Consider the following 25,917-nt stretch of genomic DNA (forward strand, 5'->3'; position numbering starts at 1 on the left):
GCAGCGTCGGGGGCGGTCGGCGGGCGGTGCAGCGTCGGGGGCGGGCGGCGGGCGGTGCAGCGTCGGGGGCGGGCGGCGGGCGGTGCAGCGTCGGGGGCGGTCGGTGGGCGGTGCGGCGTCGCGGTCGCTCGCTGCGCCGGGGCGGGCTCAGAAGAACACCGCCCCGATGACCAGCGTCGCCACCAGCAGGCTCCCCCACAGCACGGTCGTCAGGCCGGCGAGGTAGCCCACGCCGAGCAGGTTCGCGAACCGGTCGCTCGGGTCACCGAGGAACCACGCGCCGACCATGACGTACACCGGCAGGAGGACGATGCCGAAGATCAGGTACGTCCCCGGGCCGACGAACGGCAACGTGTAGTCGGCCGAGCCGGCGAGCAGGGGGAGCAGAAGGGGAGCCAGTGCAGCCGTCATCCCTCCACCTCCCCGTGGTCCTCGATGGCGTGCAGTTCCACGACCGGGATCACCTTCGAGACGACGAGGAAGAACAGCACCACGATCCCCACCGTCCCGACGAGCGCCGACAGCTCGACCGTGGAGGGCGTGTACGCGCCCGGAACGCCCGCGTAGAGGTCGAAGTGCGCGTGCATCAGCCCCTCGACGACGAACAGCACCTTCTCGATCAACGTCCCGGCGAGCACGCCGACCGAGAGCGCGACGAGCAGCGGGAGGCTGAACAGCGAGGGGCGCAGCGACGCCGCGAAGACGTACAGCATCGCGACGACCACCACCCCGATCGCGGCCCAGTAGAGCGGCGTCGCGATCTTCACCTCCGTCGCGTGCTGGAGCGTCGTCGGCGCCGCGAAGATCCCCGTGATCACCTGCTGGAGCTGGAGCCACAGGAACAGCAGGCTGAAGAAGCCGAGCCACTGCCCGAGCCCGCGGAAGACCGCGTCGGGGATCAGCGCCTCCCAGCCGTACGCGTACCGGAACGCGGCCGCGACGATGATGATCCCGCTCACCGCCGAGGTCAGCGCGATGGAGAGGAACGACGGCCCCTGCACGCCGCCGGCCCAGCCCGCCATCGACGGCAGCAGCGCGAACAGCCACGGGATGACGCCGCCGTGGAGCAGCAGCGGGGCCATGATGATGATCGCGAACGCGATCCACCAGACCATCCGCTCGACGACCGCGTCCTCGGTCTCGGAGTAGCCGACGAGGAGGACGTCGTAGATCGGGTCGAGCCGGCTCGGCAGTCGGTCGCGCAGGCGGTGGAGGTCGTAGCGGATCGTCAGCCCGAGGTACGTCGCGGTCAGCACGAAGTACGCGGTGATCACCGTCACGTCCCACATCAGCGGCGACCACTGGACGCGGGTCGGCCACGCCGGGATGACGCTCGTGACGAGTCGGTCCGGCCGGCCGACGTGGATCAGGATGAAGATCCCCGCGCAGGTCAGCGCCGCGATCGTCAACAGCTCCGCGAGCCGCGCGACGGGCTGGTAGGTGTCCATCCCGAGCAGCCGGACCGCGGCCGACAGGATGATCCCGCCGTGAGCGATGCCGACCCACCAGATGAACGCGCCGATGTAGAGCCCCCACGGCACGCCGCCGCCGGAGCCCCAGTCGGCGAGGTTCGTGACGACCAGGCCGTGCCGGAGCTGTTGGAGGTAGAAGAACAGCCACACGCCGATCATGCCGAGCGCCACGGCCAGCGCCGCGAGGTAGCGCGTCGAGACCGTCCGGATCGGCCGAACGAGCGTGTCGCGGTCGACGCCGGTCACGTCGACGCTCACGCCGTCTCACCTCCCGCGGCGGCGCCCTGATCGAGCACCTCCTTCCGGTCGTCGGTCAGGCCCATCTCCTCGTAGGTGACGGGGCCGTCGACCTGCCGGGCGTCCTGCGAGGGCGCGTTGCCGACGAAGGTGACGTTGGGGTCGGTGCCGCGCTCCTCCAGCAGCTGGAACGTGGAGACGGTGTGCTCCTTCCGGTTCGGGTAGTCCGACTGGTCGTTCTCCTGCGACTCGCGGTACTCCCGGAGGTGCCGGTTCGGCGGGCTCTCCGGGTCGTTCAGGTCGCCGAAGTGGATGGCGTCCATCGTGCACGCCTCCTCGCAGGCGGTGGTGCCGATCTTCTCCTCGCCCATCTGGCCGTCCTGTCTGTCGACGCAGAAGGTGCACTTGCCCATGACGCCCTCGGGCGGCCGGGAGCCGACCCACCGGCCGCGGTCGTCGATCTGGTGGTCGTCGTCGATCTCCGACTCGGGCACGTCGGGCTCGCCCCACTGGAAGTAGTTGACGCCGTAGGGACACGACACCTCGCAGTAGCGGCAGCCGATGCAGATGTCGTAGTCCGTCAGCACGAGGCCGTCCTCCTCGCGAGTGTGGCGGGCGCCGACCGGACACACCTTCGTACACGGCGAGTCCGTGCAGTGCTGGCAGGTTCGCGGGAGGAAGTTCGTCTCCTCGCCCTGATTCTCGTCCTCGAAGGCGAAGACGTACATCCAGTTGGCGCCGCGCGAGAGGTTGTGCTCCTGGTCGCAGGCGACCATGCAGGCGAGGCAGCCGTCGCAGTTGTTGAGGTTGATCGTCATCCCCCAGCGAGTGCCGTCGCCGTCCTCCTCCTGGGCGGCGGCCGCGCCGGGCGGGCCCCCGTCACCGCCTCCGGCGCCGCCGGTGCTTCCGAGCCCGCCGAGTGCGAGCGCGCCCGCGGCGGCCCCCTTCTTCATCACGGAGCGCCGGGACTCCTCGTCGTCGGGGTCGAAGCCCTCCAGCGCGTCCCCGAGGCGGTCGAGGAAGCCCTCGCTTTCTGCGCCGCCGCTCCCGTCGCCGCCGGCGTCGCCCCCCTCGCCCGCGGCGAGCGCGTCGGGGTCGGGGAGGTCGATCTCGCGGTCGTCCACCTCGAACTCCTCGACGATCCGGTCGTGGTAGCGCCGGTAGAACGCGGCCTCGCTCAACTCGCCGGCGGTGACGCGCTGAGCGTCCCGCGCGAGCTCCAGCCCGAGGTCCGTGTCGTAGTCGGTCTCGTCGAGGAGTCGCCTGTGCCGCTCCTCGTCGTCGGGTGGCGTGTCGATGTCGTCGTCAGTGCTCATGGTCGGTCCTCCGGGACCCGACCGCGCGCGGCCGGCGTCGTCGGGCACGCCGCCCGGGACCGCACGCGACCGACGCGTCGGCGTGACGGGTCCGTACGCGAGCGTACGGCGGCCGCCCGGTCAAGCGTGCACCGCGTTCCACGCGGCTGAGAACGACTGCGAACGCGTTCGCCGGCTGTCGGATAAAGGGGGACGCAGTCGGCGGAGTCCGGTCGCACGGGCCGGTCCTCGAACCGGTTCGGCCGGAAACCGTCGCGGACGCGCCGAGGGCGATCGGCCCGCCGCGGACCGGTCTACGCCCCGTCGGCCGCGGTCGTGCGCCGGGGGACCGGCAGCCGACCGACGATCCGGCCGAGCAGCGCGGTCGGCCGGAGCGGGCGGGCGACGAGCGAGACGCCGACCAGCAGGACCGCGAGCGCGACCGCCTCGGCCGAGGGATCGACCGCGCGGGCGGCCTCGCGGAGCCACAGCGCCGCGGTCACGCCCGCGACGAGCGCGGCCGGGAGCAGCGCCGTCGCGGCGACCGCGCGGATCGAGGGGGCTGCGGGCGGTTCGCGGCGGCCGACGCCGCCGGGGCCGGTCGTCTCGCGTCCGCGCCGTCGGGTCGAGTCGGATGGGGTCATGACTCGTGTAAACGATGGACCGGAACCCCGATAAGTGTAAGCAGAAAAACAATTATGTACCGGAGCTTACTGAAACTCGTTTGAGGAATCCGCGGCCTGCGCCGGGCGATACGCCGCCACCCGGGCGACCGCGCTACAGGCGGTCGCGACCGAGCAGCAGGTACAGAACGATCCCCAGAAGCGGCGCGAGGAAGACGACGATGGCCCAGAGGAACGCGGGGTGACTGCTGTTGGACTCGGCGTCGCTGTACGTCCAGACGATCAGCGCGACGTGAGCGACGAACAGCAAGATGCCGATCAGGCCGAAGATCGCTCCCGCGCCGCCCTGGAGGGCTATCGATGAGAGCATCGTCAGGGGATCACGGCCGGGACGCAAGTTCCTTGTGGTGGCGCCGGCCCCCGCCACTCGTTTCATAAGTTCTACAAAAATTCGGTTCGGGCAACGGTTATGGGGCCGGACACGCCACTTAGGGGCATGAGCGAGGCGAGCACGTCACCGGAGCGGGACCGGCGCGGTCGACGCGAGGCGGACGCGGAGGAGCTTCTGGCCTGCGACGACTGCATGTCGCCCGCGGACGCCTTCTCCGTGGTGGCCAGCGAGACGCGGCTGTCCATCCTCGAGGCCCTCTGGCGGAGCGAGGAGACGCCGGTGCGGTTCTCGGACCTCCGCCGAGAGGTCGGCATGCGCGACTCCGCGCAGTTCAACTACCACCTCGGGAAGCTCACGGACCAGTTCGTGGTGCGGACCGACGAGGGGTACGACCTCAGACACGCGGGCAAGGCGGTCGTGCGCGCGGTGCTCGCGGGCACCTTCAACGAGTCGCCGGACGTGGAGCCGTTCGGCGTCGGCGACCCCTGCGTCGCCTGCGGCGCGGAGCTGCGCGCGAGCTACGCCGACGAGACGTTCGCGGTCGCCTGTCCCGACTGCGGCAAGCCCCACGGGAAGTACGCGTTCCCGCCGGGCGGGCTCAACGACCGCGACGAGACCGAACTGCTGCGCGCGTTCGACCAGCGCGTGCGCCACCTCCACTGCCTGGCCGCGGACGGCGTCTGCCCCGAGTGCAACGGGCGGATGACCACGAAGATCGTGGAGGCGGACGACCCCGACGAGGCGCCGCTCGGGCTCTCGGTCCACGTCGAGCACGTCTGCGCGCAGTGCCGCCACCGGCTCCGTTCGTCGGTCGGCCTCTCGCTTCTGGACCAGTCGGACGTGGTCTCCTTCTACCGCGAGCGCGGCGTCGACCTCTCCGCGACCCCCTACTGGACGCTCCCGTGGTGCGTCAGCGACGAGTACGTCGAAGTCCTCGACCGCGACCCGTGGGCGCTCCGCGTGGCCATCCCCGAGGGCGACGAGACGCTAACGGTGACGCTCGGGCCGGACCTGGGGATCCGGGAGGCCGAGCGCGGGGCGTAGTCGAGGCGGACAGGACCTTTCGAGACGCGGATCGGACGGCGGCTCGAGCGTCTCGGTCTAGAAGCCGTCCTCGAAGACGAACGTGCCGTCGCGCTGGACGACCTCGCCGTCGACCTCGATGACGGAGTCCTCGCTCATGTCGACGATCATGTCGACGTGCTCGGCGGACTCGTTCAACTCGTTCTCCTCCGGCACGCAGTCCTCGTAGGCGGAGCCGACCGCCATGTGGACGGTGTCGCCCATCTTCTCGTCGAACAGCATGTTGTAGGTGAACCGGTCGATGGCGCGGTTCATCCCGATGCCGAGTTCGCCGAGGTGCCGTGCGCCCTCGTCGGTCTCGAGGATGCCGGTCAGCAGGTCCTCGTTGCGGCCGGCCGAGTGCTCGACCACTTCACCGTCCTCGAAGGTGAGACGCACGTCCTCGATCTCGCGCCCGTAGCGGTACAGGGGGAGGTCGAAGTACACCTCGCCGTCGACGCCGTCGCGGACGGGGGCGGTGAACACCTCGCCGCCGGGGAGGTTCGCCTCGCCGTAGTCGTTGAGCGTCTTCATGCCCGAGACGTCGAGCGTCAGGTCCGTCTCCTCGCCGCTGCGAATCTGCACCTCGTCGGCGTCGTCGAGGATCTCGACCATCTGTTGCTGGAACTCGCGCTGCTCGTCCCAGTCGAGGGAGACGGCGTCGTAGACGAAGTTCTCGTAGCCCTCGGTGCTCATGCCCGCGAGCTGGGCGTGGGCGCTGGTGGGGTACTGCGTGAGACACCAGGTCTTCGAGAGGCGCTCCTTCTTGATCTCGGCGCGGGCGCGGTTGTACGCCGCGTTCGTCTCGGGGGCGACGTCCGCGCCCTCGGTGGCGTTGTCGCCGCCGCGGGCGATGATGAAGACGTCCGTCTCCTCGTAGAGGGCGCGCTCGTGGGCCGGCTCCTCGAACGTCTCGCCGGCGGCGCGCTTGAACGCGCGGTCGGCGCGGTCGGAGTTGTTGAGCCAGAGGGGGTTCGCGCCGCGGTCGCCGCACAGCTCGTGGAGCGCGACGGCGAGGTCCGCCGCCTCCTTCGGCATCTGGATGACCACGTCGTCGCCGGCCTCGACGCCGGCGGAATGGTCGACGATCGTCTCTGCGTGTTCGCGGATGCGCGGGTCCATACGCGCCCGTCTCGCCCGGCCGTGTTACCGGTTTCGCTGTCGCGGCGCGGCCGCCGCGGACGCGGCTCCTCGCCCCGCCGGAATCGGTTTCAGGGTCCCCGGCGTAGCCCACGCCGATGCGCCGAGTCGTCGTCCGTCTCGCCATGGCCGCGGTCGGGATCGTGCTGCTTGCGGGCTACCTCGCAGCCGCGCTCCTCGGCTACCGGGCGCTCCTGTGGCTGTGGGCGACGCGTCCGGACGCCCCGACGCTGGCGGCGGTCCTGGCCGGCGCGACCCTGCTGTCCGCGTACCTGAGCTACCGCGTCGGCACGAGCCAGCTGCTCGCCGCCCTCTCGACGGACCGGCTGCCGCGGTCGGCCGCCCCCGGGCTCCACCGCCGGATCGACGACCTCGCGGCGCGGATGGGCGTGGACCGGCCGACGCTGTACGTCGGGGAGATGGGCGCACCCAACGCCTTCGCCGTCGGCGGGAGCGACCGCGGCGCGCTCGTCCTCGACCGCTCGCTGTTCCGCCTGCTCGACCCCGCGGAACTGGAGGGGATCGTCGCCCACGAACTCGCCCACTTGGAGCGCAACGACGGCCTCCGCCGCGCGCTCGCGCAGGGAGTCGTCCAGACCGCCGCGGGCCTGCTGACGGTCGCGCTCGTGCCCGCGATCCTCGCGCTGTCGGGACTCGCCCGGGGGTCGGCGTGGATCCGCGGCCGACCGGGCGACCGGCGGGGTCCCCTGAGCCGGCTCCGCCGGGCCGTCGTCGCCGCGCCGGTGCTGGTCCTGTTCGCGGCGACCCTGATCGCGCGCGCTCGTTCCCGCCGGCGGGAGTTCGCCGCCGACGACCGCGCGGTCGAGGTGACCGGCGACCCGCTGGCGCTCGCGCGAGCGCTCCGGCGGATCGAGCGCGCGACCGAGACGGCGTGGCCGCTCGGTCCCCTCTCGACCAACCGCGAGACTGAGTCGACGCTGGAGCGGTGGATCTCTACGCATCCCCCGACCGAAGAGCGCGTCGAGCGGCTGGCCGAACGGGCCGACGCGGAGCGCCGTCGGCGGCAGCGCGGGAGGACGCGGATCCCGGTCGAGTGACAGAGTGCCGTCACGCTCGATGGCGCCGTCACTCCCTGTCTGCGGCCAGATCCGCGGCGTGTTCCCGCACGAGGTCGCCGAAGGCGGCCACCTCCGCCGCCTCCTGTTCCTCCGCGCTCCGGCGGTCGCGGAGTCGGCGCTTCAGGACCGCGAGCGCGTCGGGCGCGTTGGCCGCTATCTCGTCGGCGACGGTCCGGGGGTCGTCGACGACTCGCGAGACGAGGCCGGTCCGGAGCGCCGCGTCGGCGTCGAGCACGCGTCCGGAGCAGGCGAAGTCGAGCGCCTCGCCCTCGCCCATCACCCGCGGAAGACGAGCGGTGCCGCCCCACGCGCCGAACAGGCCAAAGGTGACGCCCGGTTCGCCGAAGGTGGCCGCGGGCGTCGCGACGCGCACGTCGGCCGCGAGCGCGAGTTCGACGCCGCCCCCGCGGGCCGCGCCGTCGACGCCCGCCACGACCACCGCGTCGGCGGTCTCGATGGCGCGCGCGGTCCGCTGCCCGCGACGTGCGAACGCCTCGGGGTCGTCGAGGTCTGCGACGACGTCGAGGTCGGCGCCGGCACAGAAGGCGTCGCCGGCGCCGCGGAGCAGCGCCACGGGCTCGCTCGTCTCGCGCACCGCGTCCGCGAGGGCGTCGAGGTCCGCGGGGCGGAGCGCGTTGCGACGGGCGGGGCGGTCGATGGTGACGACCCGGACCGGGCCGTCCGCGGTCGCGCGGATCACGGTGGGGAGAGACGGGTCGTTTCCAAAGGTCTTTGCCCTTCCCGGCCTTCCTTTCCGGCGATGGACGACGCCGTGCGGGCACGCGCCGCCGCGCGCGAGGCCGTCGCCGACATCGAGCCGGCGCGCCTCCGCGAGGTCCTCGACGACAGACTCGCTGCGGCGGCGGTGACGCCCGGCGTCCTCGCGCTCGTCGCCACTCGGGCGCTGGACCCGGCCGCGGACCTCGACGCCGTCGCCGACCGCGCCGCCGGCGTCCAGCTCATCTACGAGGGCCTCCGGCTCACCCGCCGGCTCGCGCACGACGAGCCGTGGGTCGGGGAGGCGGTCGCGGAGGCGGACATCGCCGCCGACCTCGACATCCTCGCCGCGGACGTGCTCGTCTCGCGGGGCTTCTACCTGCTCGCGCGCACCGAGGCCGCCGCCGCCGCCGTCGACGTGGTCCGCGCGTTCGGCCGCGACCAGACCCGCCGCGAGGAGGCCGCGCCCGCCGCGGCCGCGGACCTCGACCGCAACCTCGAGGAGGACGTCTTCGAGCTCGCGGTCGTCGCCGGGACGACCGCCGTGGGCGGCGACCCTCCCACGGAGCTACAGACGTACGCCCGCGAACTCGCCGCCGACTACGACGGCGAGTTCCCACCGCCGGGGCAGGCGCTCCCCGACGCCACCGCCGACCGCATCGCCGCGCTCTCCGAGGAGCGCGTCTGAAGCGGCCGAGGGAGCGTTTCGCTCGTCACCCCGATCTTTCTCGACCCGAAAGCGACGGATCGAGCGTTGAAGCAGCCCGCATCGGGCGAGCGCCGACGGCCAGACCGCGACCGTGCGACGACCTCGCGGACGGCGTCCGGATCGAAACGCCTAAAGACGAATCCGGTCAACGAGAAAACGCGCGCCTGGGTAGCTTAGCGGTAAAGCGCGTCCTTGGTAAGGACGAGACCCCGGGTTCAAATCCCGGCCTAGGCTCTTTCTTCCGTACACTCCTTGTGTGTACACTTTTTGGCTACACTCGTCTGAACGAAACCCGTTCAAGATTCGCGTCTCTCGCTAAACAGGGCATCCCTCGCCGTATTGCGATTCGGGGAAGTGTCAGGACACACAAACCAATTCACAGACTGCGGTGGGGTAGACCCGATATCGACCGGGGGCGCGTCCCCCAAGGAACACTCCTGATTTCGCTAATCAACGCTCGCAAAGGGATGACTGAACCCTAGTCAGGAGTGTGACAGAAACCCCTCGATGCGGCGATTCACGACGAGTACGCGGTGAGTGAGGCTCCGCCGAAACGACTATTGGTAAGACATACGTATTACGTAGATATGTCTAAAGCAGCTACAAACGACGACGGCGAGGACGACATCACCACGGTGACCTTCAAACTCACCGAGTCGTTCCTCGACGAGATCGACGATACGTGGCAGGGACGCGGGTTCAACAGCCGGAGCGAGTTCATTCGGTACACGCTCCGGGACGCCGTCGAGTTCCCGACGTTCGACCGCGACGAACTCGTCGCCCTGCTCGAAGCCGAGGAGGACATCCGCGAGGGACGGACGACGAGCGCCGAGGACGCCCGCGAGCGGTTCGGCACGGGCGATGAGTGACGACGAGTGGACGTGGGAACTCTCCTCGACCGCCGAAGACGACCTCGGCGGACTCTCCCCCGCTGACCAGGACCGGATACTCGACAAACTCGACGAGATCGTCTCCTCGCCGTGGCGCGACCCGCCGGACTACGGCGAGCCGCTCCAGAACAGCCCGTACAAGAAAATCCGCATCGGGGAGTTCCGGCTCTCCGTGAGCTTCCGACAGAACGACCGGCGGCTCGTCGTCGCACGTATCAAGCGTCGGGGCGGCGCGTACACCGCTGACGACGACTGACGCGAAGGCGGGGGGCTTACCACCGACTGGCTCCACGGTGCAGGTATGAACGTCGAGCGCGGCGTCGTGACGCAGCCCGACAACGACGTGGCGGGGTACTTCGAGGTGGCCGACGCGGTCGGGTTGGACTACGTCGAGGTGATGCTGGACGGCGCGACCGACCGCGAGTGGCTCTCCGGCGAGGGCCGGGAGCTGCTGGAGCGGTACGACGACCTCGGGCTCGCGGTCCACCTGCCGTTCGAGGGGCTCGACCTCGGGTCGCCGTTCGACGGCGTCCGCGAGGCGGTCGTCGCGGAGCTACACGCCTGCCACCGGGCGGCGGACCGGGCGGGGGCCGACACGGCGGTGCTCCACCCGACCGCGCTCGCGTGGGAGCGGGCACACGGCGGGGCGCGCCTCGCGGCGCGGGTCGAGCGGTCGATAGAGGAACTGGACGCGCGGGCCGCCGAGGCCGGGCTGGACGCGACGCTCTCGGTCGAGAACGTCTACGACGCGCTCGTGGCGACCGACGACGTGCCCGGGCTCCTTGCGGGGACCGACGCGTCGATGACGTTCGACACCGGCCACGCGCGGATCGACGGCCACGACGACGCGGAGATGGCTCGGTTCCTCGCGGCCCACGCGGACCGCGTCTCGCACCTCCACCTCAACGACACGCGGACCGCCGCCGACGAGCACCTGCCCCTCGGCGCGGGATCGATCGACTTCGCGCGGCTGTTCTCGGCGCTGCCGGACGGCTGGACGGGGTCGGCCTCCGTCGAGGTGACCACGCCGAACATGGCGTACGTCGAGCGGAGCGCCCGCCACCTCGACGAGCTGCTGGCGTCGACGCGGTAACCCGGGCGGGGTCAGACGACGCCCGCGATACTGGCGGCGACGGCGAACCCCAGCCCGGCGGTGAAAAGCCCCATGAGGAACAGCGCGGAGCCCTTCCGCAGGGCCCGGTCGACGGGGAGCATGACGGTGAAGCCGCCGAACGCGATCAGGAGCCCGCCGATCAGCACGACGATCAGGGCGGTCGCGGGGAGGATCGAGAACTCGAGCGTGATCGTCACCGTCGAGATGATGACCGCGAGCAGCGTGGCGAAGAACCCGAGGAACTGCAGCGTCTGTCCCTGGAGCTTCTTGATCTGGTCTTTCGACTCCTCCTGTGCGGTCTCGACCGCCTCGAGCGCGTCGTCGACGTCCTCCTTGAGCTGGTCCTGCCGGCGCTGGATCTCGTCGACGTACTTGTCGAGGTACACCCGCGACTCATGGTTGCGGTAGCTGTTGACGCGGAGGACGTAGCTGTCCTTCGAGTCGTCCTCGAGGTCGATGCCCTCGTTGATCTGCCGGATCGCGTCGTCGTACCGGCCCTGGAGGGCGCGGAGCCGGCCGAGGGTCACCTTGAACTTGGGGTAGACCGGCTCGGTGATGAGCTGGTCCATGATCCCTTCGGCCTCCTCCAGCAGCTGCTCGCGGGGGGTCCCGAGGAACTCCTCTTTGTCCTCCTCGAGCGCCTGCACGATCGCCGTGACGTAGGCGTGGTTCACGCCGGCGTGATCGGGGCCGACGCGGGACTGGGCCCGTCGGGCGTACTCGATGGCGCGTTCGTAGCTCTCCCCGGTCCGGAGCTGCTTCGCCTGCAGCCCCTGCAAGTGCGGGTACATCGGGTGGTCGTCGAACTCCGCGTGCTTCTCGAGGACGCGGCCGAACTCGCTGATGTTCCCGCGTCGCCGGAGGAACGTGCAGTAGGCGAAGAACGCGGCGAAGCGGACGGTTTCGGGGTCAGACTGGCCGAAGTCGTCCGACTCGAAGACCCGCCGGAGGTCCTCCTTGCGGTCGGGGGCGACCTCGATCAGCCGCGTCAGCGCGAGCTCCCACTCGCGGTCGGTCTCGGGCGGGAGGTCCCCGAACAGTTCGATCAGGTCGTCGGTCCCCGACTCGTCCGCTCGCGCCTCGATCCGGTCGACGAGGTCGTCGCTCAGTTCGGCCATGGGTCACTCGCTCAGGTCGACCGTCGCAACCGCGACGTCGTCGGACGGCTTCAGACGGGGATACTCGCGACATTCGGGGTCGGACTCCTCGAAGGCACGCAGGACGCGGACCGCCCGCTCGATGCCGTCCGTTCGGAGGTACGGAACCAGCGTCGACCAGTCCGCGAACGCGTCGTAGGTCGTACACACCGGTTCGAACCCGTCGGTGAACGCGACAGCGAACTCGGCGTCGCGGCGGTCGAGGGAGCCGGTCGCGGCGTGGTCGACCGCCGACGGGTCCAGCCCGAACGTCCAGTAGCCGCCCTCGCGGTTCTTCCGTTTCCGGTGGTCGACCAGCATGGGATGCACGCGCTCGCGGAGCGACTCGTAGGAGACCGCGCCGTCGGCCGCCTCGCGGATCGCCACCATCTCCTCGACCACCCGCCGGTCGAGGTCGCGCGGCCCCTCGCCGAGGACCGCTCTGGACTCGGGTCCGGCGTCGACGACGACCCCGCAGTCGCCGAGTACCAGGTACTCGAGGTCGTCGTCCCAGCGAAGGACCGCGCCGGCCGCGGAGGGGACCTCGTGGGAGTCCTGCTCGGCGGCGCCCGGGTGGTCGCCGTACCTGTCCGCGACCGCCGCGACTGCCTCCGAGGCGAGGTCCCGCAGGTCCCGACCCCCGCCCTCGTCGATCCGGGTCCCGAGTTCCTCGGCGAGCGCTTCGACGTACCACCGCCCGTCCGACGCCGCGTCGGTGACGCTCCGGTCCGAGAGTCCGGTCGCCCCGTCCAGCACGACGACCGCGTTCCCGTGGGTCCGGACGAGGTCCTCGTTCACCGCTCCGCCGGGACGCACGTGCGACTGGACGGTAACCATACCGGCGCTAACACAGGTGGTCAATAAATAGTTTTGACTCGCCCGGAAGCCGGACCGGCGCGCTGGACGACGGCGGACGGTCGTGGTGCCGTCGCATCGGCTGTGGCGCCGTCGCACCGGCCGCGCCAGTCCCCGTGTCGTGGCACCACCACCCACACTTTTGCCGTCACCTGTCGTACCGGACTCGCATGAACGTCATCGTCGTCGGATACGGTCGGGTCGGCTCGCGGGTCGCCCGCGTGCTGGACGAGGAGGGCCACGACGTGGTCGTGGTCGACAACGACCGCATGAAGGTCGAGCGCGCGGGGGAGCGGGGCTTTCGCGTCGTGGAGGGGAACGGCGCCCGAGAGGCGACGCTCCAGGAGGCGGGCGTCGCGGAGGCGGACGCGGTCGGCGGCTTCACCGGCGATCCGGAGACGAACCACCAGATCTGTCTGATCGCGGGCGACTACGGCACGCGGACGGTCATGCGCGTGAGCGAGGACGTGGAGGCGGCCGTCTACGAGCGCTACTCCGACGACGTGGACGAGGTTATCTATCCCGAGCGGCTCGGCGCCGCGGGCGCGAAGACCGCGCTGCTGGGCGGCGACTTCAACGCCATCGCGGACCTGACCGAGGGGCTCCAGATCCTCGTGTTGACCGTGCCCGAGGACGCGCCCATCGTCGGCGCGCACGTCAACGAGATCGACCTGGGCGACCGCGGGCGCATCTACGCGCACGGCCGCGACCGGGAGTCGCTGACCATCCCGCTCCCCGGGACGGTCGTCGAGGCCGGCGACCGGATCGCGCTGCTGGCGGCCACCGAGGCGGTCGCGGACGTGCGCGCGGAGCTCACGGCGGCCGAGGCGGCCTGAGTCGGACGGACTCGGACCGGGGAGAGGGCTCCGTCACGGCGGCGCCACGGCCGCGGTCGCGGTCGCCTTCCAGCTGACGGTCACGCCCCGTCCCGGTTCGAGAGCGAGCCTGTCGGCGCTGGCGACCGTGACGAGCGCCGCGAGCGTCACGTCGGTCTCCGCGACGGTCACGCGCACCGTCGCGACCGTCTCCCCGCGCTCGACCGCGGCGACGGTCCCCGAAAAGCGGTTGCGCGCGCTCGTCTCGTCGGCCGCGGGCGTGGCGTCGGCCCCCTGAAGCGTGACGGCGTCCGCCCCCACTCGAACCTGCGCGGCGTCGCCCGGACGCAGTCCGTCGTGGAGCGCGCGCACGTCGCCGATCGCCGTCGTCACGGTCGCGAGTTCGCCGTCCACGTCGACGACCTCGCCGTCCAGCGCGGTCTCCGGTGCCCGCGCGGACAGCAGCAGGCCGCGCTCGAGGCGGTCGAACCGCGCCAGCACCGCCTCGCCGCGCTCCGTGAGTCGACTCCCGCCGCCGCCCGCGCCGCCGCGCGTTCGCTCCACGAGCGAGCCGAACGCGCCCCCCAGCGTCTCCAGTCGGGCGAGCGCACGCGCCCGCGAACGGCCGAGCGTCGCCGCGGCTCCCGCGACGGACCCCTCCGCGGCGACGGCCCGTAGCAGCGCGGCGTCGTCCGCGTCGAAGGCGATCCCGCTCCGGCGGAGGGTCGCGCGGGCGGTCGCGGCCGGTTCGCCCTCCGGGTCCTCGTCGGTCACGGCTTCACGGAGCGCCGCCGGTCGCTTGAGTCTGTTCCCTCGACCGGCCGGTACGCCCGTTCGCCGTCCGCCCGGAACCCCCGCACCGCCCCTCGTCCCGGGTCGCCGACGAGCAGCTCCACGAGCGTTCGAGCGGCCCCGGCGCTCGCGTCGTCCACGCGATCGGGCGGCGCGCGCACCACGCTGTAGACGTTCCGCAGAAGTGGCGACGGCGAGGCGAGGCCGGTCGCGAAGGCCGTCTCGAGGTCGACCGTGCCGCGCCGCCTCACGAACGTCCCGCGGTCGACGAGCGTGTACGCGCCCACGGACCCGGCGATCCGAAGCGTCTCGCCCATCGAACTCCCGGTTGCCCCGTACCAGTCGCCGCGCGGGCCGCGGTCCGCCGCGGCCCAGATCCGCCGCTCCCGGGCGTGGGTTCCGGAGTCGTCGCCGCGGGAGAGAAACCGCTCGCCGGCGGCGGCGACCCGGTCGAACGCGGCCGCGGCGTCGGCGGCGTCCGCGGCGCCGGCGGGGTCTCCCGGCGGACCGACCAGCAGGAAGTCGTTGACACAGAACGGCCGGCGGTCGACGGCGTCCCCGGCGGCGACCGCCCGTCGCTCCGCACGCGGATGGTGGACTATCGCGGCGGCGACGTCGCCCGCGGCCAGCGCCCGGAGCGCGGCCCCGGTCCCGCGGGGCACCGGCGCCGGCGCGAGGTCGGGGCGCGTCTCGGCGACCGCGGCCGCCAGTTCCTCGGCGAGTCCCGAGTCGTACAGGGTCGTGCCCACGGCGAGACGGAGGCGGCCGCTCGCCGGGTCGGGATCGTCGGCCGTCGACAGCGTCGAGAGCCCGACCCCGCCGACACCGAGCAGTCCGCCACCGGCGGCGATCACGCTCCGGCGACGGGTCGGCATACCGGCCGGTTCGGCGGCGTCCGCCGAAACCGTTTCGGATCGCGTAACCCTCGGTAGTTCCGTTTCCTAGATGAAGAAACCTGTATAGGTTTCTCAGTACACCAGGTCACCGTCCACGAACTTCCGGGTCCGCGGGTCGTCGGGGTCCTCGAAGAGCCGCTCCGCGGGGCCGACCTCGACGAGGCCGCCGTCGAGCAGCACCGCGACGCGGTCGGCGATCCGCTCGGCCTGATGCATGTCGTGGGTCGCCATCACCACGGCCATCCCGCTGTCGCGGGCGGTCTCGACCGCGTTCTCCAGCACCGCGGTGTTCCGGGGGTCCAGATCGGAGGTCGGCTCGTCGAGCAGCAGGACGTCGGGCTCGTACGCGAGCGCGCGAGCGAAGGCGACGCGCTGCGCCTCCCCGCCCGACAGCGAGTCGGCGTCGCGGGTCGCCGCGTCGGCGAGTCCGACCGTCGACAGCGCGTCCCGGACCGCCTCGGGCGGCTCGGTCCGGACGAACCGGCGGAGCGACTCCCGGAGCCGTTCGGGCCACGCTCGGCGGACGTGGAGCCCGTAGGCGACGTTCCGCTGGACGGAGGCGTCGAACAGGTTCGCCTCCTGGAACACGGTCCCGACGCGGCGGCGGGCCGCGAGCCGCTCGCGTTCGCCGACGGTCCACACGTCGGTGTCGTCGACGCGAACGCGCCCCTCGTCCGGCGGCTCGAACAGCCCGAACATCCGCAACAGCGTCGACTTACCGGCGCCCGAGGGACCGATGATCGCCAGCGTCTCGCCGGGCCGCGCGTCGAGGCTCACGTCCTCGAACACCGCCTCCTCGCCGTAGCGACGCGCGACACCGTCCAGCGAGACGACCGACTCGCCCGTGCGCTGACGGTCATGGGGCGCCCCGGTTACCGCCTCGCTCTCCCGCTCGGTTTCCTGTGGCTGACTCATCGCCCACCCCGCTGGTCGCCGAGTCGGAGAACGACCGCGTTGACGCCGAGCACCAACACGAGCAGGATCGCGCCGAGCACCATCGCGGTCTCGAACCGGCCCTGCCGCGCCTCCAACTGGATCGCGGTCGTGAGCGTCCGCGTGATGGAGGTGCCGTCGGCGCTGGCGATGTTGCCGCCGACGATGAACACCGACCCGACCTCGCTGATGGCGCGACCGACGCCCGCGAGCACGCCGGTGACGATCCCGTATCTGGCCTCCTTGATCGTCACCAGTGCCACGTCGACCCGCGTCCCGCCCATCGCGCGAGCGGCGTCCCGAACGCCGTCCTCGACGCTCGTCACGGCGGCGAGGCTGACGCCGGTGATGACGGGCCACGCGAGCACGAACTGGGACATGATCATCGCCTCCTTCGTGAACACGAGGTCCAGCGGACCGAGCGGTCCCTGATTGGAGACCAACACCAGCACCAGCAGGCCGACGACGACGCTCGGGAACCCCATCCCCGTGTTGATCACGGCGACGACCAGCCGCTTGCCGGGGAAGTCGACGAAGCCGACGAGCAGCGCGACCGGGACGCTCGCCAGCGTGGCGAGCGCGACCGCGGTGAGGCTCACGTACAGCGAGACGCGGACGATGCTCGTGACGTAGTTCCGCTGGAACGGGAACTCGACGAGCAGCGGCGCGGCGCCCGCGACCGCGTCGGCGGCGCTACCGATGCCGACCGTCGCGAGCGCGAGGGTCGCCTCGACGAGCGCCGCGACGGTCGGAGTCATACGCTACCGATCCGAGCGCGTTCCGTCATGAATCTCACGAGTCGTCGGCGCTCCAGCCCTCGGGGACGTACTGCTGGAAGTTCGGGTCCTCGGAGACCGCCTCCGGGAAGAACAGCTGCTCCCCGTTCATCGTGTAGTCCTCGATGACCTGCTGGCCCTCCGGGCTCGTGATGAAGCCGATGTACGACATCGCCAGGTCGTAGTTGACGTTCTCGTGGACGCCGGGGTTGATCGCGATGACGCCGTAGGGGTTCGCCAGCAGTTCCGGGCCGCCCTCGATGGGCCCCTGAACGAGGATCTCGAGGTCGATCTCAGACCGCATCGAGATGAACGTCCCCCGGTCCGCGAGCGTGTACGCGGGCGTCTGGTTCGCCTGGTTGAGCACGTCGCCCATCCCGGCGCCGGCCTCGCGGTACCAGTCGCCGCCCGGCTCGACGCCCGCCTCCTCCCAGATGATGAGTTCCTTCGTGTGCGTCCCGGAGTTGTCGCCGCGGGAGACGAACACGGACTCCGTCTCCGCGATGGTCGCGAACGCGTCGGCCGCGGACTCCATCCCGCTGATGCCGGCCGGGTCGTCGGACGGCCCCACGATCACGAAGTCGTTGAACATGAGGTCGCGGCGGTTGACGCCGTACCCCTCGCGGAGGAACTCGTCCTCCAGCGACCGCGCGTGGACCATCACCAGGTCGCTGTCGCCGTTCCGCCCCGTCTCCAGCGCCGCGCCGGTCCCCTGCGCCACGGCCTCGACTTCCGCGCCGTACTGCTCGGTGAACGCGCTGTTCAACGCGTCGAGCAGTCCGGTGTCGTAGGTACTCGTCGTCGTGGTCAGCGTGAGCGTCTCCTCCGCGACCGGCGGCACGCTGCCGCCGCTTCCGCTCCCGCTTCCGTCTTCGGTTCCGTTGCCGCCGCTCTGCCCCGATCCCAGACACCCGGCGCTTCCGACGACCGTCGCACCCGCGATAGCGCTCAGGAACTCGCGTCGTTGTTTCGTCATGGATACATCGGTTGACCGCGGACACATAATAATTCCGGGATTGGGGTAATCGCGTTCGGTTGACTCGGGGGTCGGGGACAACTCCGTTCGTTTTCTGAAAACGTTCACGTATCCCCGGAAGAACCCATATGCGTGGCTACAACGCGCTTTTCGGACGCCCGTGAGATGCGGTTCGACGCCGACGAGCTGACCGGCGCGTTGGGGGATTCGGTTACGGTTCTCCCGATCGTCGTCGCGCTCGGGGCGTTGACGCCGCTGTCGCTCCCGCACGCGCTGGTCGCGTTCGGCGTCTTCCAGATCGTGTGGGGCGTCGTCTACGGGCTCCCGATCTCGGTCGAGCCGATGAAGGCGCTCGCGGGGCTGGCCATCGCCGGCGCGATGAGTTACGGTGAACTCGTCGCCGGGGGGCTCCTCGCGGGCGTCGTCCTGCTGATCGCCGGACGGTTCGGCGTCGTCGGCGCCGTCGAGCGCGTCGTCGGGCTGCCGGTCGTCCGCGGGATCCAGCTCGCGGTTGGGCTGCTGCTCGTCGTCACCGGAGCCGAGCTGGCGGTCGGCGCGCCCGAGATCGCGGTCGCCGCGGCGCTCGTCGTCGTGACCCTCTACGCGCTCGGCCACGGGAGCGCGAGCGCGCTGGTCGTGCTCGCCGGAGGGTTCGCTGTCGCCGTCGACGCGGTCGGGGTTCCGACGCCGTCGCTGCCGACACTCACGCCGTTCGCCGGCGGCGGACCCTCGTTCTCGGTCGGGGCGGTCGAGGGCGCGGCCGCACAGCTGGCGATGACCGTCGGCAACGCGGCCGTCGCGACGGCGTTGCTCTGCGAGGACCTGTTCGACCGCGAGGTGTCCGCGGACCGACTCGCGGGAAGCATGGGCGCGATGACCTTGCTGTCGGTTCCCGCGGGCGGGCTCCCGATGTGCCACGGCAGCGGTGGCCTCGCCGGCAAGCACGCCTTCGGGGCGCGCACGGGCGGCGCGAACGTCCTGCTCGGGATCGGCTACCTCCTGCTTGCGCTCGTCGCGGGCGTGGTGGTGGCGTTCCCGCTCGCGGCGCTCGGCGTCCTGCTGGTGCTCGTCGGCGCCGATCTCTCGCGGACCGCGCTCTCCGGGGACGACCGCCTCGCCACGGTCGGCGTCGGACTCCTCGGGGCCCTCACGAACGTCGGCGTGGCGTTCGTCGCCGGGGCCGCGGCGTGGGCGACGCTCCGCAAGTTGGATGTCCGGAGCGGTCGTTGACCGCACATGGACTGGCAGTCGCTGTTCGGCCGCGCCGCCGCGGTCGACGCCGACGAGGCGGACGTCCGCGAGGCGCTCGTGCGCGTTCGCGATCGGACGGGAAGTGACGGGAACGCGGGGAGCGACGCGAGCCGGGACGACGCGGCCGAGAACGCGGCGCCGGCGCCGCCCGAACCGACCCCGGCGCGCGTCGTCGCGGACGCGGACGTGCTCGCGGCGGACCTGCTGGTCGGGGGCTCCGCGCGGGCGGCGCTGGAGGCGCTGTGGCGGCACTCGTGGACGACGCTGGTGGCGAGCGACGCGCTGCTCGACGACGCCGAGTCGGTCGTCGCGGACCTCGCGGATCCCGCGGACGCGTCGCTGGCGGCAGACTGGCGCGCGGCGGTCGCGGACTGGCGCGAGCCGGTTGTGCATCCCCCGGACGACCACCCGGCGCTGGGGTCCGCCTATCGGGGCGGCGCGATGCACGTCCTCTCGCTGGACGACCGGCTGACGAGCGCCGGGGCGGGGGCGGCGCTCCGCGATCGCGTGCCGGTCAGCGTCCGCGAACCGCGGGCGTTCGCGGCCGTCTTCGACGCGGCACGGCTCTACCCGGAGGTCCGGGACGGCGACTACCCCGGCCCGGACCGGGCGCCGCGAGAGAACACGGACGAGCCGGGACGGTAGGGATCAGGGCGAACGGGCGACACGAACCGCTCCCGGAGCGACGTGTCGCGCGACCGCTGCCCGCTCCGGGGTGAAAGCCCCTGGCACGCGGCGGGATGGCGCGCTTTCCCTCAAAAGGGTTCGCGGCCGACCGTGGCGCTGTCGGGTGACCGATCGGAGAGCTCGTCGGTCCGCATGTGGCCGAGGGATGGGTCTGCATCTGGCCGAGAGATGGGTCCGCGAACTGCGGGGACGGTTGCCGATGCCCGCGACCGCGCGAACGACGTCGGGTTCGTGTGGGCCGGCGTTCCGCTGTGCTCGGAAGCCCACCGAGAAAGGCCGCGCCCGCTCGCGGTCGCTTCGCGACGTGTCCGCGCATCGGGCGCCACAGCCATTACCCCCCCGGGCGCACAGACACCGCGTATGCAGACCTCCGAGGCGTTCGTCGGACTCGACTGCGTCGATTGCGGGAACCGTTTCGACCCCGCCGAGGAACCCGGCCGCTGTCCGGACTGCGGCGGGATCCTCGACCCGGCCTACGACTACGACCGTGTCGATCTGTCGCCCGAGCAGCTCGCGGACCGCGAGGAGGACTCGATGTGGCGCTACGCGGAACTGCTCCCGTTCCCCGCGGAGGCGGCGGTGTCGATGGGCGAGGGCGGGACGGCGCTCGTCGAGTGTCCCGAGCTCGCGGACGCGATGGGCGTCGGCCGCGTCCTCCTGAAAGACGAGGGGCGCAACCCGACGGGGACGTTCAAGGACCGCGGGCAGGCGGCGGCGATGACCGCGGCCGTCCAGCACGGCGCGGGGACGGTGGCGCTCAACTCCGCGGGCAACGCGGGGCAGGCCGCGGCCGCCTACGCCGCCCGCGCGGGACTGGACGCGCACGTCTACCTGCCGAAGCGCGCCGGCTTCACGCAGAAGGCGATGACCGAAGTCCACGGGGCGGAGCTCCACGTCTGTGACCCCGTGGGCGGGGCCGCCGGGAGCTCCCAGATCGGCGATGCGGGCGCCGCGTACGCGGCGGCGATGGACGGACACCCCGACTGGTACTCCACGAAGACGTTCGTCACGCCGTATCGCCACGAGGGGAAGAAGACGATGGCGCTGGAACTCCTCGAGCAGCTCGACTGGGAGGCGCCGGACGCGGTCGTCTACCCCACCGGCGGCGGCGTGGGCCTCGTCGGCATGCACAAGGCCGCGGTCGAGGCGGAGAAACTGGGCTGGACCGACGACCTCGCGCCGATGTACGTCGCGCAGGCCGAGGGGTGTGCCCCGGTCGTCGCCGCCTACGAGGCCGGCGCGGACGAGCACGAACCGCTCGCCGACGACGAGGTCGACACCGCCTGCAACGGCATCGCGATCCCCGATCCCGGCGCGAGTCCGCTGATCCTCGACGCGGTCCGGGAGTCGGACGGCGGCGCGGTCGCCACCTCGGACGCGGCGATCCTCGACGCCGCCATCGAGGTCGCGCGCCGCGAGGGACTGGAGGTCGGCGCGACCTGCGCGGCCGCGGTCTCGGGCGCGTTCGAACTCGCCGAGCGGGGCGAGTTCGGCCCCGACGACACGGTCGTCCTGCTGAACACGGGCGCGGGCAACAAGGACGTGGACGCGCTGCGCGCGCACCTCGGGGAACGGGAGGCGGAGGAGACCGCGGATCGAGACCTCGAGGAGTAGAAGCGGACCGGTCGCCGAGGAGTAGCGACGACCCCGGATCCTCCGAAATCGTTTTTCGCGAGTACGCACAAGGTGCGCGTATGAGTGGCAACCCCGACGACGAACGACTGGAAGAGCTTCGCGAGAAGAAGATGCAGGAGCTACAGGAGCGCGCCGGCGGCGAGGGCGGCGCTGGCGGGGCCGACCCCGAGGCCCAGCAGGCCGCCCAGGAGCGCGCGGAGGCCCAGCAGGAGGCCGTGCTCAAACAGCACCTCACCGACGACGCGCGCCAGCGGCTCAACGCGGTCGAGATGTCCAAGCCGGAGTTCGCCAAGAAGGTCAAAAAGCAGGTCGCGGCGCTGGCCCAGAGCGGCCGGATCCAGGGCCGGATCGACGAGGACCAGATGAAGGAGCTGCTGCGCGAGCTCCAGCCCGACCAGAAGAGCTTCGACATCCGGCGGCGGTAAGGGGATGGAGCTGGCCCTGCTGTACAGCGGGGGGAAAGACTCCTCGCTCGCCGCCCTCCTGTTGGACCGCTTCTACGACGTGCGCTGCGTGACGGGAACGTTCGGGCTGACGGACGACTACGAACACGCCAGGCGGGCGGCCGAGGCGCTCGGCTTCCCCTTCGAGCGCGTCGACCTCGACGAGGCCGTCGCGCGCGAGGCCGCGGCGACGATGCGCGAGGACGGCTTCCCGCGCAACGGCATCCAGCGCATCCACGAACACGCCCTCGAGACGGTCGCGGGGCTCGACGTCGACGCCGTCGCGGACGGGACGCGCCGCGACGACCGCGTCCCCACCGTCTCACGCGCGCAGGCGCAGAGCCTCGAGGACAGACACGACGTCGACTACATCGCCCCCCTCTCTGGGTTCGGTCGCCACGCGGTCGACCGGCTCGTGACCGCCACCTTCGAGGTGGAACAGGGACCCAGCGAGAAGATCGAGAAGGCCGACTACGAGGGGGAGATCCGCGCGCTCCTCCGCGCGGAGGACGGCGACGAGGTCGTCGCCGAGGTGTTTCCCGACCACGAGCAGACGTACGTCCACGGGCGCGCCGAGTAGCGCGTCGCGGACGTAACTGCCCCTTTTTCCGTCCCCCGGCGGCTACCGCTCCGTCTCCGCGAGCACGTCCCGCACGAGCTCCCGGACTTCCCGCGCCTCCGCGAGCCGGTCGTGAACCGCACCGGAGGCGACCAGCTCCAGCTCGTCGCCGTCCAGCTCCGCCCGAACCGTCGCCGCCTCCCGAATGCGCTCGTAGTCGTCGTCGCGCGTCGCCGTCAGCACGTCACGCAGCGTCGCGACCGTCTCCTCGTCGGCGAAGCGGGAGACGACCGGGATCAGCTCCTCGATCCGGTAGCGGAGCTCCTCGGCCGGCTTCGGGGGCCACGCCAGCGCGAACGGCTCGCCGTCCAGCCGCTCCAGGTACGTCCGGTGGACCGCGACCGTCCGGCGGAGCGCACCGGGGTCATCGACGTAGTGGTCCAGTTTCGACTGCGAGTAGTCGGCGTACTCCAGCAGGTCCGGCACCGGCTCCTCGGCGGCGGGGTACTCCGCGACGTACTCCGTCAGGTCGGTCGGCGGCTCGTCCACGTCGATCAGCGGCGCGGACCCGGCCCGCTCCAGCAGGTCGAACAGCTCGCGGGCGCTCTCGTCCTTCTTGAACCGCCGGAAGTCCGCCTCGACCGCCTCGTTGTACTCGGTTATCGGTTCGCGGAGGCGGTCGAGGGGGACGTCGAGGTCGACCTCCGCGGCGTCCGCCAGGTCGGCCAGTTCGTCGACGCGGTCGTCGAGTTCGGAGCGCGCCGCGTTGGCGTCCCGGCGTGCGCGCCGATAGTCGTCGAGCGCCTCGTCGCGCCGCTCCAACAGGCGGACGTACTCGCGGGCGTCCTCGAGGTGCTCGCGGGCCGCCTCGAAGTCCGACTCGGAGAGCCGGCGCTTGTCGACCGCCTCGTTGGCCGCCGCGAAGGCGTCGGCCGCGAGCGCGTCCGCCTCGACGTCCGTGACGCCCTCGAACGCGCTCTCGAACTGGACGTACGCGCCGAAGTCGCCCGTCCCGACCGCGTCCTCCTCGTAGTCGTCGAGCACTCGGACCGCGTTCCGGTAGCGGTCCGCCGCGGCCTCCACGCGCTCGCGACCGAGGTCCGCGATCCGCGCCTCGACCGCCGCGAGGTCGTCGTACGCCTCGCGGAGGTCGGCCGCGGCCGTCGCCGCCTCCCGGACCGGGCCCGGGGTCGGTCCCGGTTCCTCGGCGTCGACCGCTCCGGAGTCGCCGGCCTCGTCCGCGTCGGTTCCCGCGTCCACCATCAGTACACCTCGTCGGGGTCGAACACCTTCTCGCCGACGTGCTCGCCGTCGACGGTCCGGTGGAAACAGGAGTGGTGCCCGGTGTGGCAAGCGCCGCCCGCCTGCTCGACGACGTACAGCAGCGCGTCGGCGTCGCAGTCGACGCGGACCTCCTCGACGGCCTGCGTGTGCCCCGAGGAGGCCCCCTTGTGCCACAACTCGTCGCGCGACCGGGAGTGGTAGTGCGCCTCGCCCGTCTCGCGGGTGCGTTCGAGCGCCTCGGGGGAGACGTACGCGAGCATCAGCACCTCGCCCGTCTCGGCGTCCTGTGCGACGGCGGGGACGAGACCGCTCTCGCCGAAGTCCACTTCGACCCCGTCGTCGCCGTCCGACGCATCCCCGTCCGCCTCGCCGGTCGCCGCGGTCGCGTCCTCGCTCATGCGTGAGGGGACGGGCAGGCCGCGAATAGTCCTTTTGTCTGTCCCGGACGACCGGGACCGCGCGCGGCGGCCCGACCGCGGAACGCCCCTCAGACGAACCCGACCGCGCGCAGCAGCGCGAACAGCAGGTCGCCGTACGTCAGGCCGAGCAGCAGTCCGAGGAACAGCGGAACCACGAACGGCATCCCGGGGGAGACCCAGACCGCCTCGCGTTCGGCGACCGTCTCCAGTCCCTCACGTAGCGTCTCGGGGTCGGTACCGTACGCCGACCCCTCGATCTCCGCGAGGAAGCGCTCCGCCGCCCAGGGGTCCGCGGTCGTGGCCGTTTCCGACTCCGGGGCCGACTGCCCCTCCGGCACCGCGTCCGACCCCGAATCCCCCCCGTCGACCCGCTCCCCGCCGTCGGTCGCGGGGCCGACATGGGTCCCGCCGTCCGTCGGGTCGTTCGTCTCACCGACGCCCGCGGGGTCGCGGAACCGATCGGGGTCGGCCCGCACGTCCGCGAGCGTCAGGCCGCGCCAGCGCAGGTACATCCGGAGCGCGTCCAGGTCGAGTCCGCGCCGGGTGAACCCCTCTCGCGTCTCGAACAGCCGCCCGTGGAGGTGCGGGAGCCGCCCGACCGGAACGCGCTTGGCGAGGAACATGGCCGGGGAGAACCGACCGCGAGCGCCGTTGTACGCCCCGAGACCGAGCGGGTACAGCGCACCGAGGATGACGGCGTTCGTCAGCACCGTCAGCGAAAAGACGCCGACGTAGGTCCGCACCGCCGGAAACGCCGGGAGCCACGCGACCGGCAGGAAGTAGCTCGGGTACGTGGGGAACAGCAGCGCGAGCGCGATCAGCGCCTTCGCGTCCGCGCCGCCGAACCCCCCCACGTACCAGAAGGCGTACCCGAGCGGCGCGACCACGAGCAGGCTGACCGCGACCCGGGTCACGAAGAGGTCACCGGCGACTCCCGCGAGCGGCCAGCGTGCCAGAAGGTCCCACAGCAGCAGCGCCGCGCCGAGGAGGTACAGCGGCGGCCAGACGCGGTTGGGAACGCGGCGCGTCCGCACGTCGCGATAGGCGGCCCACGCGAAGACGGGGACCGCGACGAGCCGGAGCAGGTCCGGCGCCGAGGCGATCATACCCGAGCCGTGGCCGCCGGGGAGTTAGGGGTTCGGATCGCCGTCGGTGAGACGCGAACCGGCGGAGTGCTCATCGCCGCGACCGTCGTCCAGCCGCGACACCCACGAGAGCGAGTGACAGGAGGCGGAGAACACGGGGAGTTGGCGGGCGGCGTGGCGTCAGGCAAAAAACGGATTCGTCGGGCCTCGCGGCCGAGTGGCCTCAGATGACGCGGTTCTGAAGGTAGTCGAGGTGCTTCGCGTTGTAAACGATCTTGACCTCTTCGGCGTCCGGGCTGCCGATGCAGGTCAGGCGAACGTTCTTCTCCTCGACCTCTTCGTCGGAGAGGATCTGCTGCATGTCCATGTTGATTTCACCCTCCTTGACGATGGCCGCGCAGTTCGCGCAGGCACCGGCGCGGCAGGAGAAGGGCCAGTCGTAGCCCTGCGCCTCCGCGGCCTCGAGGATGTACTCGCCCTGGTTCACGTCGAGGGTGCCGTAATCCTCCCCGTCGAGGCCGGCGTCCGCCGCCTTCTCGAAGAGGTCGTCGTCGTCCATCGACCAACCGTGGTCGTCGAGCACTTCGTAGTTGAGGTATTCTACCGTGGGCATCAGGCGCGAATTCGACGCCCACCTCATTAGGCT

30 protein-coding genes and 1 tRNA gene are annotated in these 25,917 nt (G+C 71.7%); 13 read left to right on the plus strand and 18 right to left on the minus strand.

The window, feature by feature from the left end; genetic code table 11:
* Positions 1–147: 147 nt before the first annotated feature.
* The 5 genes from ACZ432_RS06865 to ACZ432_RS06885 all read right to left on the minus strand — a co-directional run bounded on the left by ACZ432_RS06865 (position 148) and on the right by ACZ432_RS06885 (position 3,997).
* Entirely contained in the window at positions 148–411 is a 264-nt protein-coding gene (locus ACZ432_RS06865) for a hypothetical protein (protein WP_426963716.1), read from the minus strand.
* A complete protein-coding gene (nrfD, locus tag ACZ432_RS06870; protein ID WP_426963715.1) occupies positions 408–1,730 on the minus strand; it encodes an NrfD/PsrC family molybdoenzyme membrane anchor subunit in 1,323 nt (440 codons plus the stop codon). The genes ACZ432_RS06865 and nrfD overlap by 4 nt, the downstream gene beginning before the upstream one ends.
* Entirely contained in the window at positions 1,727–3,025 is a 1,299-nt protein-coding gene (locus tag ACZ432_RS06875; RefSeq protein ID WP_426963714.1) for a 4Fe-4S ferredoxin N-terminal domain-containing protein, read from the minus strand. Before ACZ432_RS06875 ends, nrfD begins: the two co-directional genes overlap by 4 nt.
* Positions 3,026–3,318: 293 nt before the next feature.
* Positions 3,319–3,648, minus strand: coding sequence for a hypothetical protein (locus tag ACZ432_RS06880; protein ID WP_426963712.1), 330 nt, complete (start codon positions 3,646–3,648; stop codon positions 3,319–3,321).
* A 133-nt stretch (positions 3,649–3,781) separates the two neighbouring features.
* Positions 3,782–3,997: a PLDc N-terminal domain-containing protein gene (locus ACZ432_RS06885; protein WP_426963711.1), complete on the minus strand. Its 216-nt coding sequence runs from the start codon at positions 3,995–3,997 to the stop codon at positions 3,782–3,784.
* Positions 3,998–4,123: 126 nt separating this feature from the next.
* Between ACZ432_RS06885 and ACZ432_RS06890 the strand changes: the two genes are divergently transcribed.
* Positions 4,124–5,062: a DUF7351 domain-containing protein gene (locus ACZ432_RS06890; protein ID WP_426963710.1), complete on the plus strand. Its 939-nt coding sequence runs from the start codon at positions 4,124–4,126 to the stop codon at positions 5,060–5,062.
* A 57-nt stretch (positions 5,063–5,119) separates the two neighbouring features.
* Here ACZ432_RS06890 and ACZ432_RS06895 read toward each other — a convergent pair whose 3' ends face one another.
* On the minus strand, positions 5,120–6,202 hold the full coding sequence (locus ACZ432_RS06895) for an aminopeptidase (protein WP_426963709.1): 1,083 nt from the start codon (positions 6,200–6,202) through the stop codon (positions 5,120–5,122).
* A gap of 116 nt (positions 6,203–6,318) precedes the next feature.
* Between ACZ432_RS06895 and ACZ432_RS06900 the strand changes: the two genes are divergently transcribed.
* Complete coding sequence (locus ACZ432_RS06900) at positions 6,319–7,278, plus strand: M48 family metallopeptidase (RefSeq protein ID WP_426963708.1); 960 nt, start codon at positions 6,319–6,321, stop codon at positions 7,276–7,278.
* Positions 7,279–7,306: 28 nt separating this feature from the next.
* Here the strand turns inward: ACZ432_RS06900 and ACZ432_RS06905 are convergent, their stop codons facing one another.
* On the minus strand, positions 7,307–7,999 hold the full coding sequence (locus tag ACZ432_RS06905) for an enoyl-CoA hydratase/isomerase family protein (protein WP_426963707.1): 693 nt from the start codon (positions 7,997–7,999) through the stop codon (positions 7,307–7,309).
* 60 nt (positions 8,000–8,059) lie between these two features.
* On the opposite strand from ACZ432_RS06905, the gene ACZ432_RS06910 reads away from it, so the two are divergent.
* The 5 genes from ACZ432_RS06910 (at position 8,060) to ACZ432_RS06930 (ending at position 10,708) form a co-directional block, all read left to right on the plus strand.
* Entirely contained in the window at positions 8,060–8,704 is a 645-nt protein-coding gene (locus tag ACZ432_RS06910) for a DUF7114 family protein (protein ID WP_426963706.1), read from the plus strand.
* Between the two features lie 183 nt (positions 8,705–8,887).
* Positions 8,888–8,959: transfer RNA gene (locus ACZ432_RS06915), tRNA-Thr, on the plus strand.
* A 353-nt stretch (positions 8,960–9,312) separates the two neighbouring features.
* Positions 9,313–9,594, plus strand: coding sequence for a ribbon-helix-helix domain-containing protein (locus ACZ432_RS06920; protein WP_426963705.1), 282 nt, complete (start codon positions 9,313–9,315; stop codon positions 9,592–9,594).
* Complete coding sequence (locus tag ACZ432_RS06925) at positions 9,587–9,871, plus strand: type II toxin-antitoxin system RelE family toxin (RefSeq protein WP_426963704.1); 285 nt, start codon at positions 9,587–9,589, stop codon at positions 9,869–9,871. The genes ACZ432_RS06920 and ACZ432_RS06925 overlap by 8 nt, the downstream gene beginning before the upstream one ends.
* 45 nt (positions 9,872–9,916) lie before the next feature.
* On the plus strand, positions 9,917–10,708 hold the full coding sequence (locus ACZ432_RS06930) for a sugar phosphate isomerase/epimerase family protein (protein ID WP_426963703.1): 792 nt from the start codon (positions 9,917–9,919) through the stop codon (positions 10,706–10,708).
* 11 nt (positions 10,709–10,719) lie between these two features.
* Here the strand turns inward: ACZ432_RS06930 and ACZ432_RS06935 are convergent, their stop codons facing one another.
* Both ACZ432_RS06935 and ACZ432_RS06940 read right to left on the minus strand, forming a co-directional pair.
* Positions 10,720–11,847 carry a tetratricopeptide repeat protein gene (locus ACZ432_RS06935; protein ID WP_426963702.1) on the minus strand — a complete coding sequence of 376 codons (1,128 nt, stop codon included), beginning with the start codon at positions 11,845–11,847 and terminating at the stop codon, positions 10,720–10,722.
* Between the two features lie 3 nt (positions 11,848–11,850).
* Positions 11,851–12,702 (minus strand): hypothetical protein, encoded by an 852-nt coding sequence (locus ACZ432_RS06940; protein WP_426963701.1) that lies wholly within the window; start codon positions 12,700–12,702, stop codon positions 11,851–11,853.
* A 188-nt stretch (positions 12,703–12,890) separates the two neighbouring features.
* Here ACZ432_RS06940 and ACZ432_RS06945 point away from each other — a divergent pair, with 188 nt between their 5' ends.
* Positions 12,891–13,556 carry a potassium channel family protein gene (locus ACZ432_RS06945; RefSeq protein ID WP_426963700.1) on the plus strand — a complete coding sequence of 222 codons (666 nt, stop codon included), beginning with the start codon at positions 12,891–12,893 and terminating at the stop codon, positions 13,554–13,556.
* A 33-nt stretch (positions 13,557–13,589) separates the two neighbouring features.
* On the opposite strand, the gene ACZ432_RS06950 is transcribed toward ACZ432_RS06945, so the two are convergent.
* The 5 genes from ACZ432_RS06950 to ACZ432_RS06970 all read right to left on the minus strand — a co-directional run bounded on the left by ACZ432_RS06950 (position 13,590) and on the right by ACZ432_RS06970 (position 17,908).
* The gene (locus tag ACZ432_RS06950; protein WP_426963699.1) at positions 13,590–14,309 is read right to left on the minus strand and encodes a TOBE domain-containing protein; all 720 of its coding nucleotides are present in this window, start codon (positions 14,307–14,309) and stop codon (positions 13,590–13,592) included.
* Entirely contained in the window at positions 14,306–15,202 is an 897-nt protein-coding gene (locus tag ACZ432_RS06955; RefSeq protein ID WP_426963698.1) for a substrate-binding domain-containing protein, read from the minus strand. The genes ACZ432_RS06950 and ACZ432_RS06955 overlap by 4 nt, the downstream gene beginning before the upstream one ends.
* A gap of 93 nt (positions 15,203–15,295) precedes the next feature.
* Positions 15,296–16,138: an amino acid ABC transporter ATP-binding protein gene (locus ACZ432_RS06960; RefSeq protein ID WP_464378860.1), complete on the minus strand. Its 843-nt coding sequence runs from the start codon at positions 16,136–16,138 to the stop codon at positions 15,296–15,298.
* Positions 16,135–16,914: an ABC transporter permease gene (locus ACZ432_RS06965; RefSeq protein WP_426963697.1), complete on the minus strand. Its 780-nt coding sequence runs from the start codon at positions 16,912–16,914 to the stop codon at positions 16,135–16,137. Before ACZ432_RS06965 ends, ACZ432_RS06960 begins: the two co-directional genes overlap by 4 nt.
* A 34-nt stretch (positions 16,915–16,948) precedes the next feature.
* A complete protein-coding gene (locus ACZ432_RS06970) occupies positions 16,949–17,908 on the minus strand; it encodes an ABC transporter substrate-binding protein (RefSeq protein ID WP_426963696.1) in 960 nt (319 codons plus the stop codon).
* Between the two features lie 165 nt (positions 17,909–18,073).
* On the opposite strand from ACZ432_RS06970, the gene ACZ432_RS06975 reads away from it, so the two are divergent.
* The 5 genes from ACZ432_RS06975 to ACZ432_RS06995 all read left to right on the plus strand — a co-directional run bounded on the left by ACZ432_RS06975 (position 18,074) and on the right by ACZ432_RS06995 (position 22,504).
* On the plus strand, positions 18,074–19,138 hold the full coding sequence (locus ACZ432_RS06975; protein WP_426963892.1) for a putative sulfate/molybdate transporter: 1,065 nt from the start codon (positions 18,074–18,076) through the stop codon (positions 19,136–19,138).
* A gap of 6 nt (positions 19,139–19,144) precedes the next feature.
* The gene (locus ACZ432_RS06980; RefSeq protein ID WP_426963695.1) at positions 19,145–19,804 is read left to right on the plus strand and encodes a DUF7384 family protein; all 660 of its coding nucleotides are present in this window, start codon (positions 19,145–19,147) and stop codon (positions 19,802–19,804) included.
* A 402-nt stretch (positions 19,805–20,206) separates the two neighbouring features.
* Positions 20,207–21,460 carry a threonine synthase gene (locus ACZ432_RS06985; RefSeq protein ID WP_426963694.1) on the plus strand — a complete coding sequence of 418 codons (1,254 nt, stop codon included), beginning with the start codon at positions 20,207–20,209 and terminating at the stop codon, positions 21,458–21,460.
* Between the two features lie 80 nt (positions 21,461–21,540).
* Entirely contained in the window at positions 21,541–21,906 is a 366-nt protein-coding gene (locus ACZ432_RS06990) for a DNA-binding protein (RefSeq protein WP_426963693.1), read from the plus strand.
* Between the two features lie 4 nt (positions 21,907–21,910).
* Complete coding sequence (locus ACZ432_RS06995) at positions 21,911–22,504, plus strand: DUF7411 family protein (RefSeq protein WP_426963692.1); 594 nt, start codon at positions 21,911–21,913, stop codon at positions 22,502–22,504.
* Between the two features lie 42 nt (positions 22,505–22,546).
* Here the strand turns inward: ACZ432_RS06995 and ACZ432_RS07000 are convergent, their stop codons facing one another.
* The 4 genes from ACZ432_RS07000 to fer form a co-directional block, all read right to left on the minus strand.
* Positions 22,547–23,746, minus strand: coding sequence for a DUF7118 family protein (locus ACZ432_RS07000; RefSeq protein WP_426963691.1), 1,200 nt, complete (start codon positions 23,744–23,746; stop codon positions 22,547–22,549).
* The gene (hisI, locus tag ACZ432_RS07005; RefSeq protein ID WP_426963690.1) at positions 23,746–24,165 is read right to left on the minus strand and encodes a phosphoribosyl-AMP cyclohydrolase; all 420 of its coding nucleotides are present in this window, start codon (positions 24,163–24,165) and stop codon (positions 23,746–23,748) included. The genes ACZ432_RS07000 and hisI overlap by 1 nt, the downstream gene beginning before the upstream one ends.
* 89 nt (positions 24,166–24,254) lie before the next feature.
* On the minus strand, positions 24,255–25,292 hold the full coding sequence (locus tag ACZ432_RS07010; RefSeq protein WP_426963689.1) for a prepilin peptidase: 1,038 nt from the start codon (positions 25,290–25,292) through the stop codon (positions 24,255–24,257).
* 202 nt (positions 25,293–25,494) lie between these two features.
* Entirely contained in the window at positions 25,495–25,884 is a 390-nt protein-coding gene (gene fer / locus ACZ432_RS07015) for a ferredoxin Fer (RefSeq protein ID WP_426963688.1), read from the minus strand.
* Positions 25,885–25,917: the final 33 nt, after the last annotated feature.

The organism is Haloparvum alkalitolerans (assembly GCF_055381565.1).

Coding starts and splice junctions, on each gene's coding strand:
- ACZ432_RS06900 (WP_426963708.1), top strand. CDS start 6,319: ATGCGCCGAGTCGTCGTCCGTCTCGCCATGGCCGCGGTCGGGATCGTG.
- ACZ432_RS06865 (WP_426963716.1), bottom strand. CDS start 411: ATGACGGCTGCACTGGCTCCCCTTCTGCTCCCCCTGCTCGCCGGCTCG.
- ACZ432_RS06960 (WP_464378860.1), bottom strand. CDS start 16,138: ATGAGTCAGCCACAGGAAACCGAGCGGGAGAGCGAGGCGGTAACCGGG.
- ACZ432_RS06890 (WP_426963710.1), top strand. CDS start 4,124: ATGAGCGAGGCGAGCACGTCACCGGAGCGGGACCGGCGCGGTCGACGC.
- ACZ432_RS06885 (WP_426963711.1), bottom strand. CDS start 3,997: ATGCTCTCATCGATAGCCCTCCAGGGCGGCGCGGGAGCGATCTTCGGC.
- ACZ432_RS06920 (WP_426963705.1), top strand. CDS start 9,313: ATGTCTAAAGCAGCTACAAACGACGACGGCGAGGACGACATCACCACG.
- ACZ432_RS06955 (WP_426963698.1), bottom strand. CDS start 15,202: ATGCCGACCCGTCGCCGGAGCGTGATCGCCGCCGGTGGCGGACTGCTC.
- ACZ432_RS06880 (WP_426963712.1), bottom strand. CDS start 3,648: ATGACCCCATCCGACTCGACCCGACGGCGCGGACGCGAGACGACCGGC.
- ACZ432_RS06975 (WP_426963892.1), top strand. CDS start 18,074: ATGCGGTTCGACGCCGACGAGCTGACCGGCGCGTTGGGGGATTCGGTT.
- hisI (WP_426963690.1), bottom strand. CDS start 24,165: ATGAGCGAGGACGCGACCGCGGCGACCGGCGAGGCGGACGGGGATGCG.
- ACZ432_RS06945 (WP_426963700.1), top strand. CDS start 12,891: ATGAACGTCATCGTCGTCGGATACGGTCGGGTCGGCTCGCGGGTCGCC.
- ACZ432_RS06875 (WP_426963714.1), bottom strand. CDS start 3,025: ATGAGCACTGACGACGACATCGACACGCCACCCGACGACGAGGAGCGG.
- ACZ432_RS06985 (WP_426963694.1), top strand. CDS start 20,207: ATGCAGACCTCCGAGGCGTTCGTCGGACTCGACTGCGTCGATTGCGGG.
- ACZ432_RS06965 (WP_426963697.1), bottom strand. CDS start 16,914: ATGACTCCGACCGTCGCGGCGCTCGTCGAGGCGACCCTCGCGCTCGCG.
- ACZ432_RS06910 (WP_426963706.1), top strand. CDS start 8,060: ATGGACGACGCCGTGCGGGCACGCGCCGCCGCGCGCGAGGCCGTCGCC.
- fer (WP_426963688.1), bottom strand. CDS start 25,884: ATGCCCACGGTAGAATACCTCAACTACGAAGTGCTCGACGACCACGGT.
- ACZ432_RS06995 (WP_426963692.1), top strand. CDS start 21,911: ATGGAGCTGGCCCTGCTGTACAGCGGGGGGAAAGACTCCTCGCTCGCC.
- ACZ432_RS06935 (WP_426963702.1), bottom strand. CDS start 11,847: ATGGCCGAACTGAGCGACGACCTCGTCGACCGGATCGAGGCGCGAGCG.
- ACZ432_RS07000 (WP_426963691.1), bottom strand. CDS start 23,746: ATGGTGGACGCGGGAACCGACGCGGACGAGGCCGGCGACTCCGGAGCG.
- ACZ432_RS06895 (WP_426963709.1), bottom strand. CDS start 6,202: ATGGACCCGCGCATCCGCGAACACGCAGAGACGATCGTCGACCATTCC.
- ACZ432_RS06925 (WP_426963704.1), top strand. CDS start 9,587: ATGAGTGACGACGAGTGGACGTGGGAACTCTCCTCGACCGCCGAAGAC.
- ACZ432_RS06940 (WP_426963701.1), bottom strand. CDS start 12,702: ATGGTTACCGTCCAGTCGCACGTGCGTCCCGGCGGAGCGGTGAACGAG.
- ACZ432_RS06970 (WP_426963696.1), bottom strand. CDS start 17,908: ATGACGAAACAACGACGCGAGTTCCTGAGCGCTATCGCGGGTGCGACG.
- ACZ432_RS06980 (WP_426963695.1), top strand. CDS start 19,145: ATGGACTGGCAGTCGCTGTTCGGCCGCGCCGCCGCGGTCGACGCCGAC.
- ACZ432_RS06990 (WP_426963693.1), top strand. CDS start 21,541: ATGAGTGGCAACCCCGACGACGAACGACTGGAAGAGCTTCGCGAGAAG.
- ACZ432_RS06930 (WP_426963703.1), top strand. CDS start 9,917: ATGAACGTCGAGCGCGGCGTCGTGACGCAGCCCGACAACGACGTGGCG.
- ACZ432_RS07010 (WP_426963689.1), bottom strand. CDS start 25,292: ATGATCGCCTCGGCGCCGGACCTGCTCCGGCTCGTCGCGGTCCCCGTC.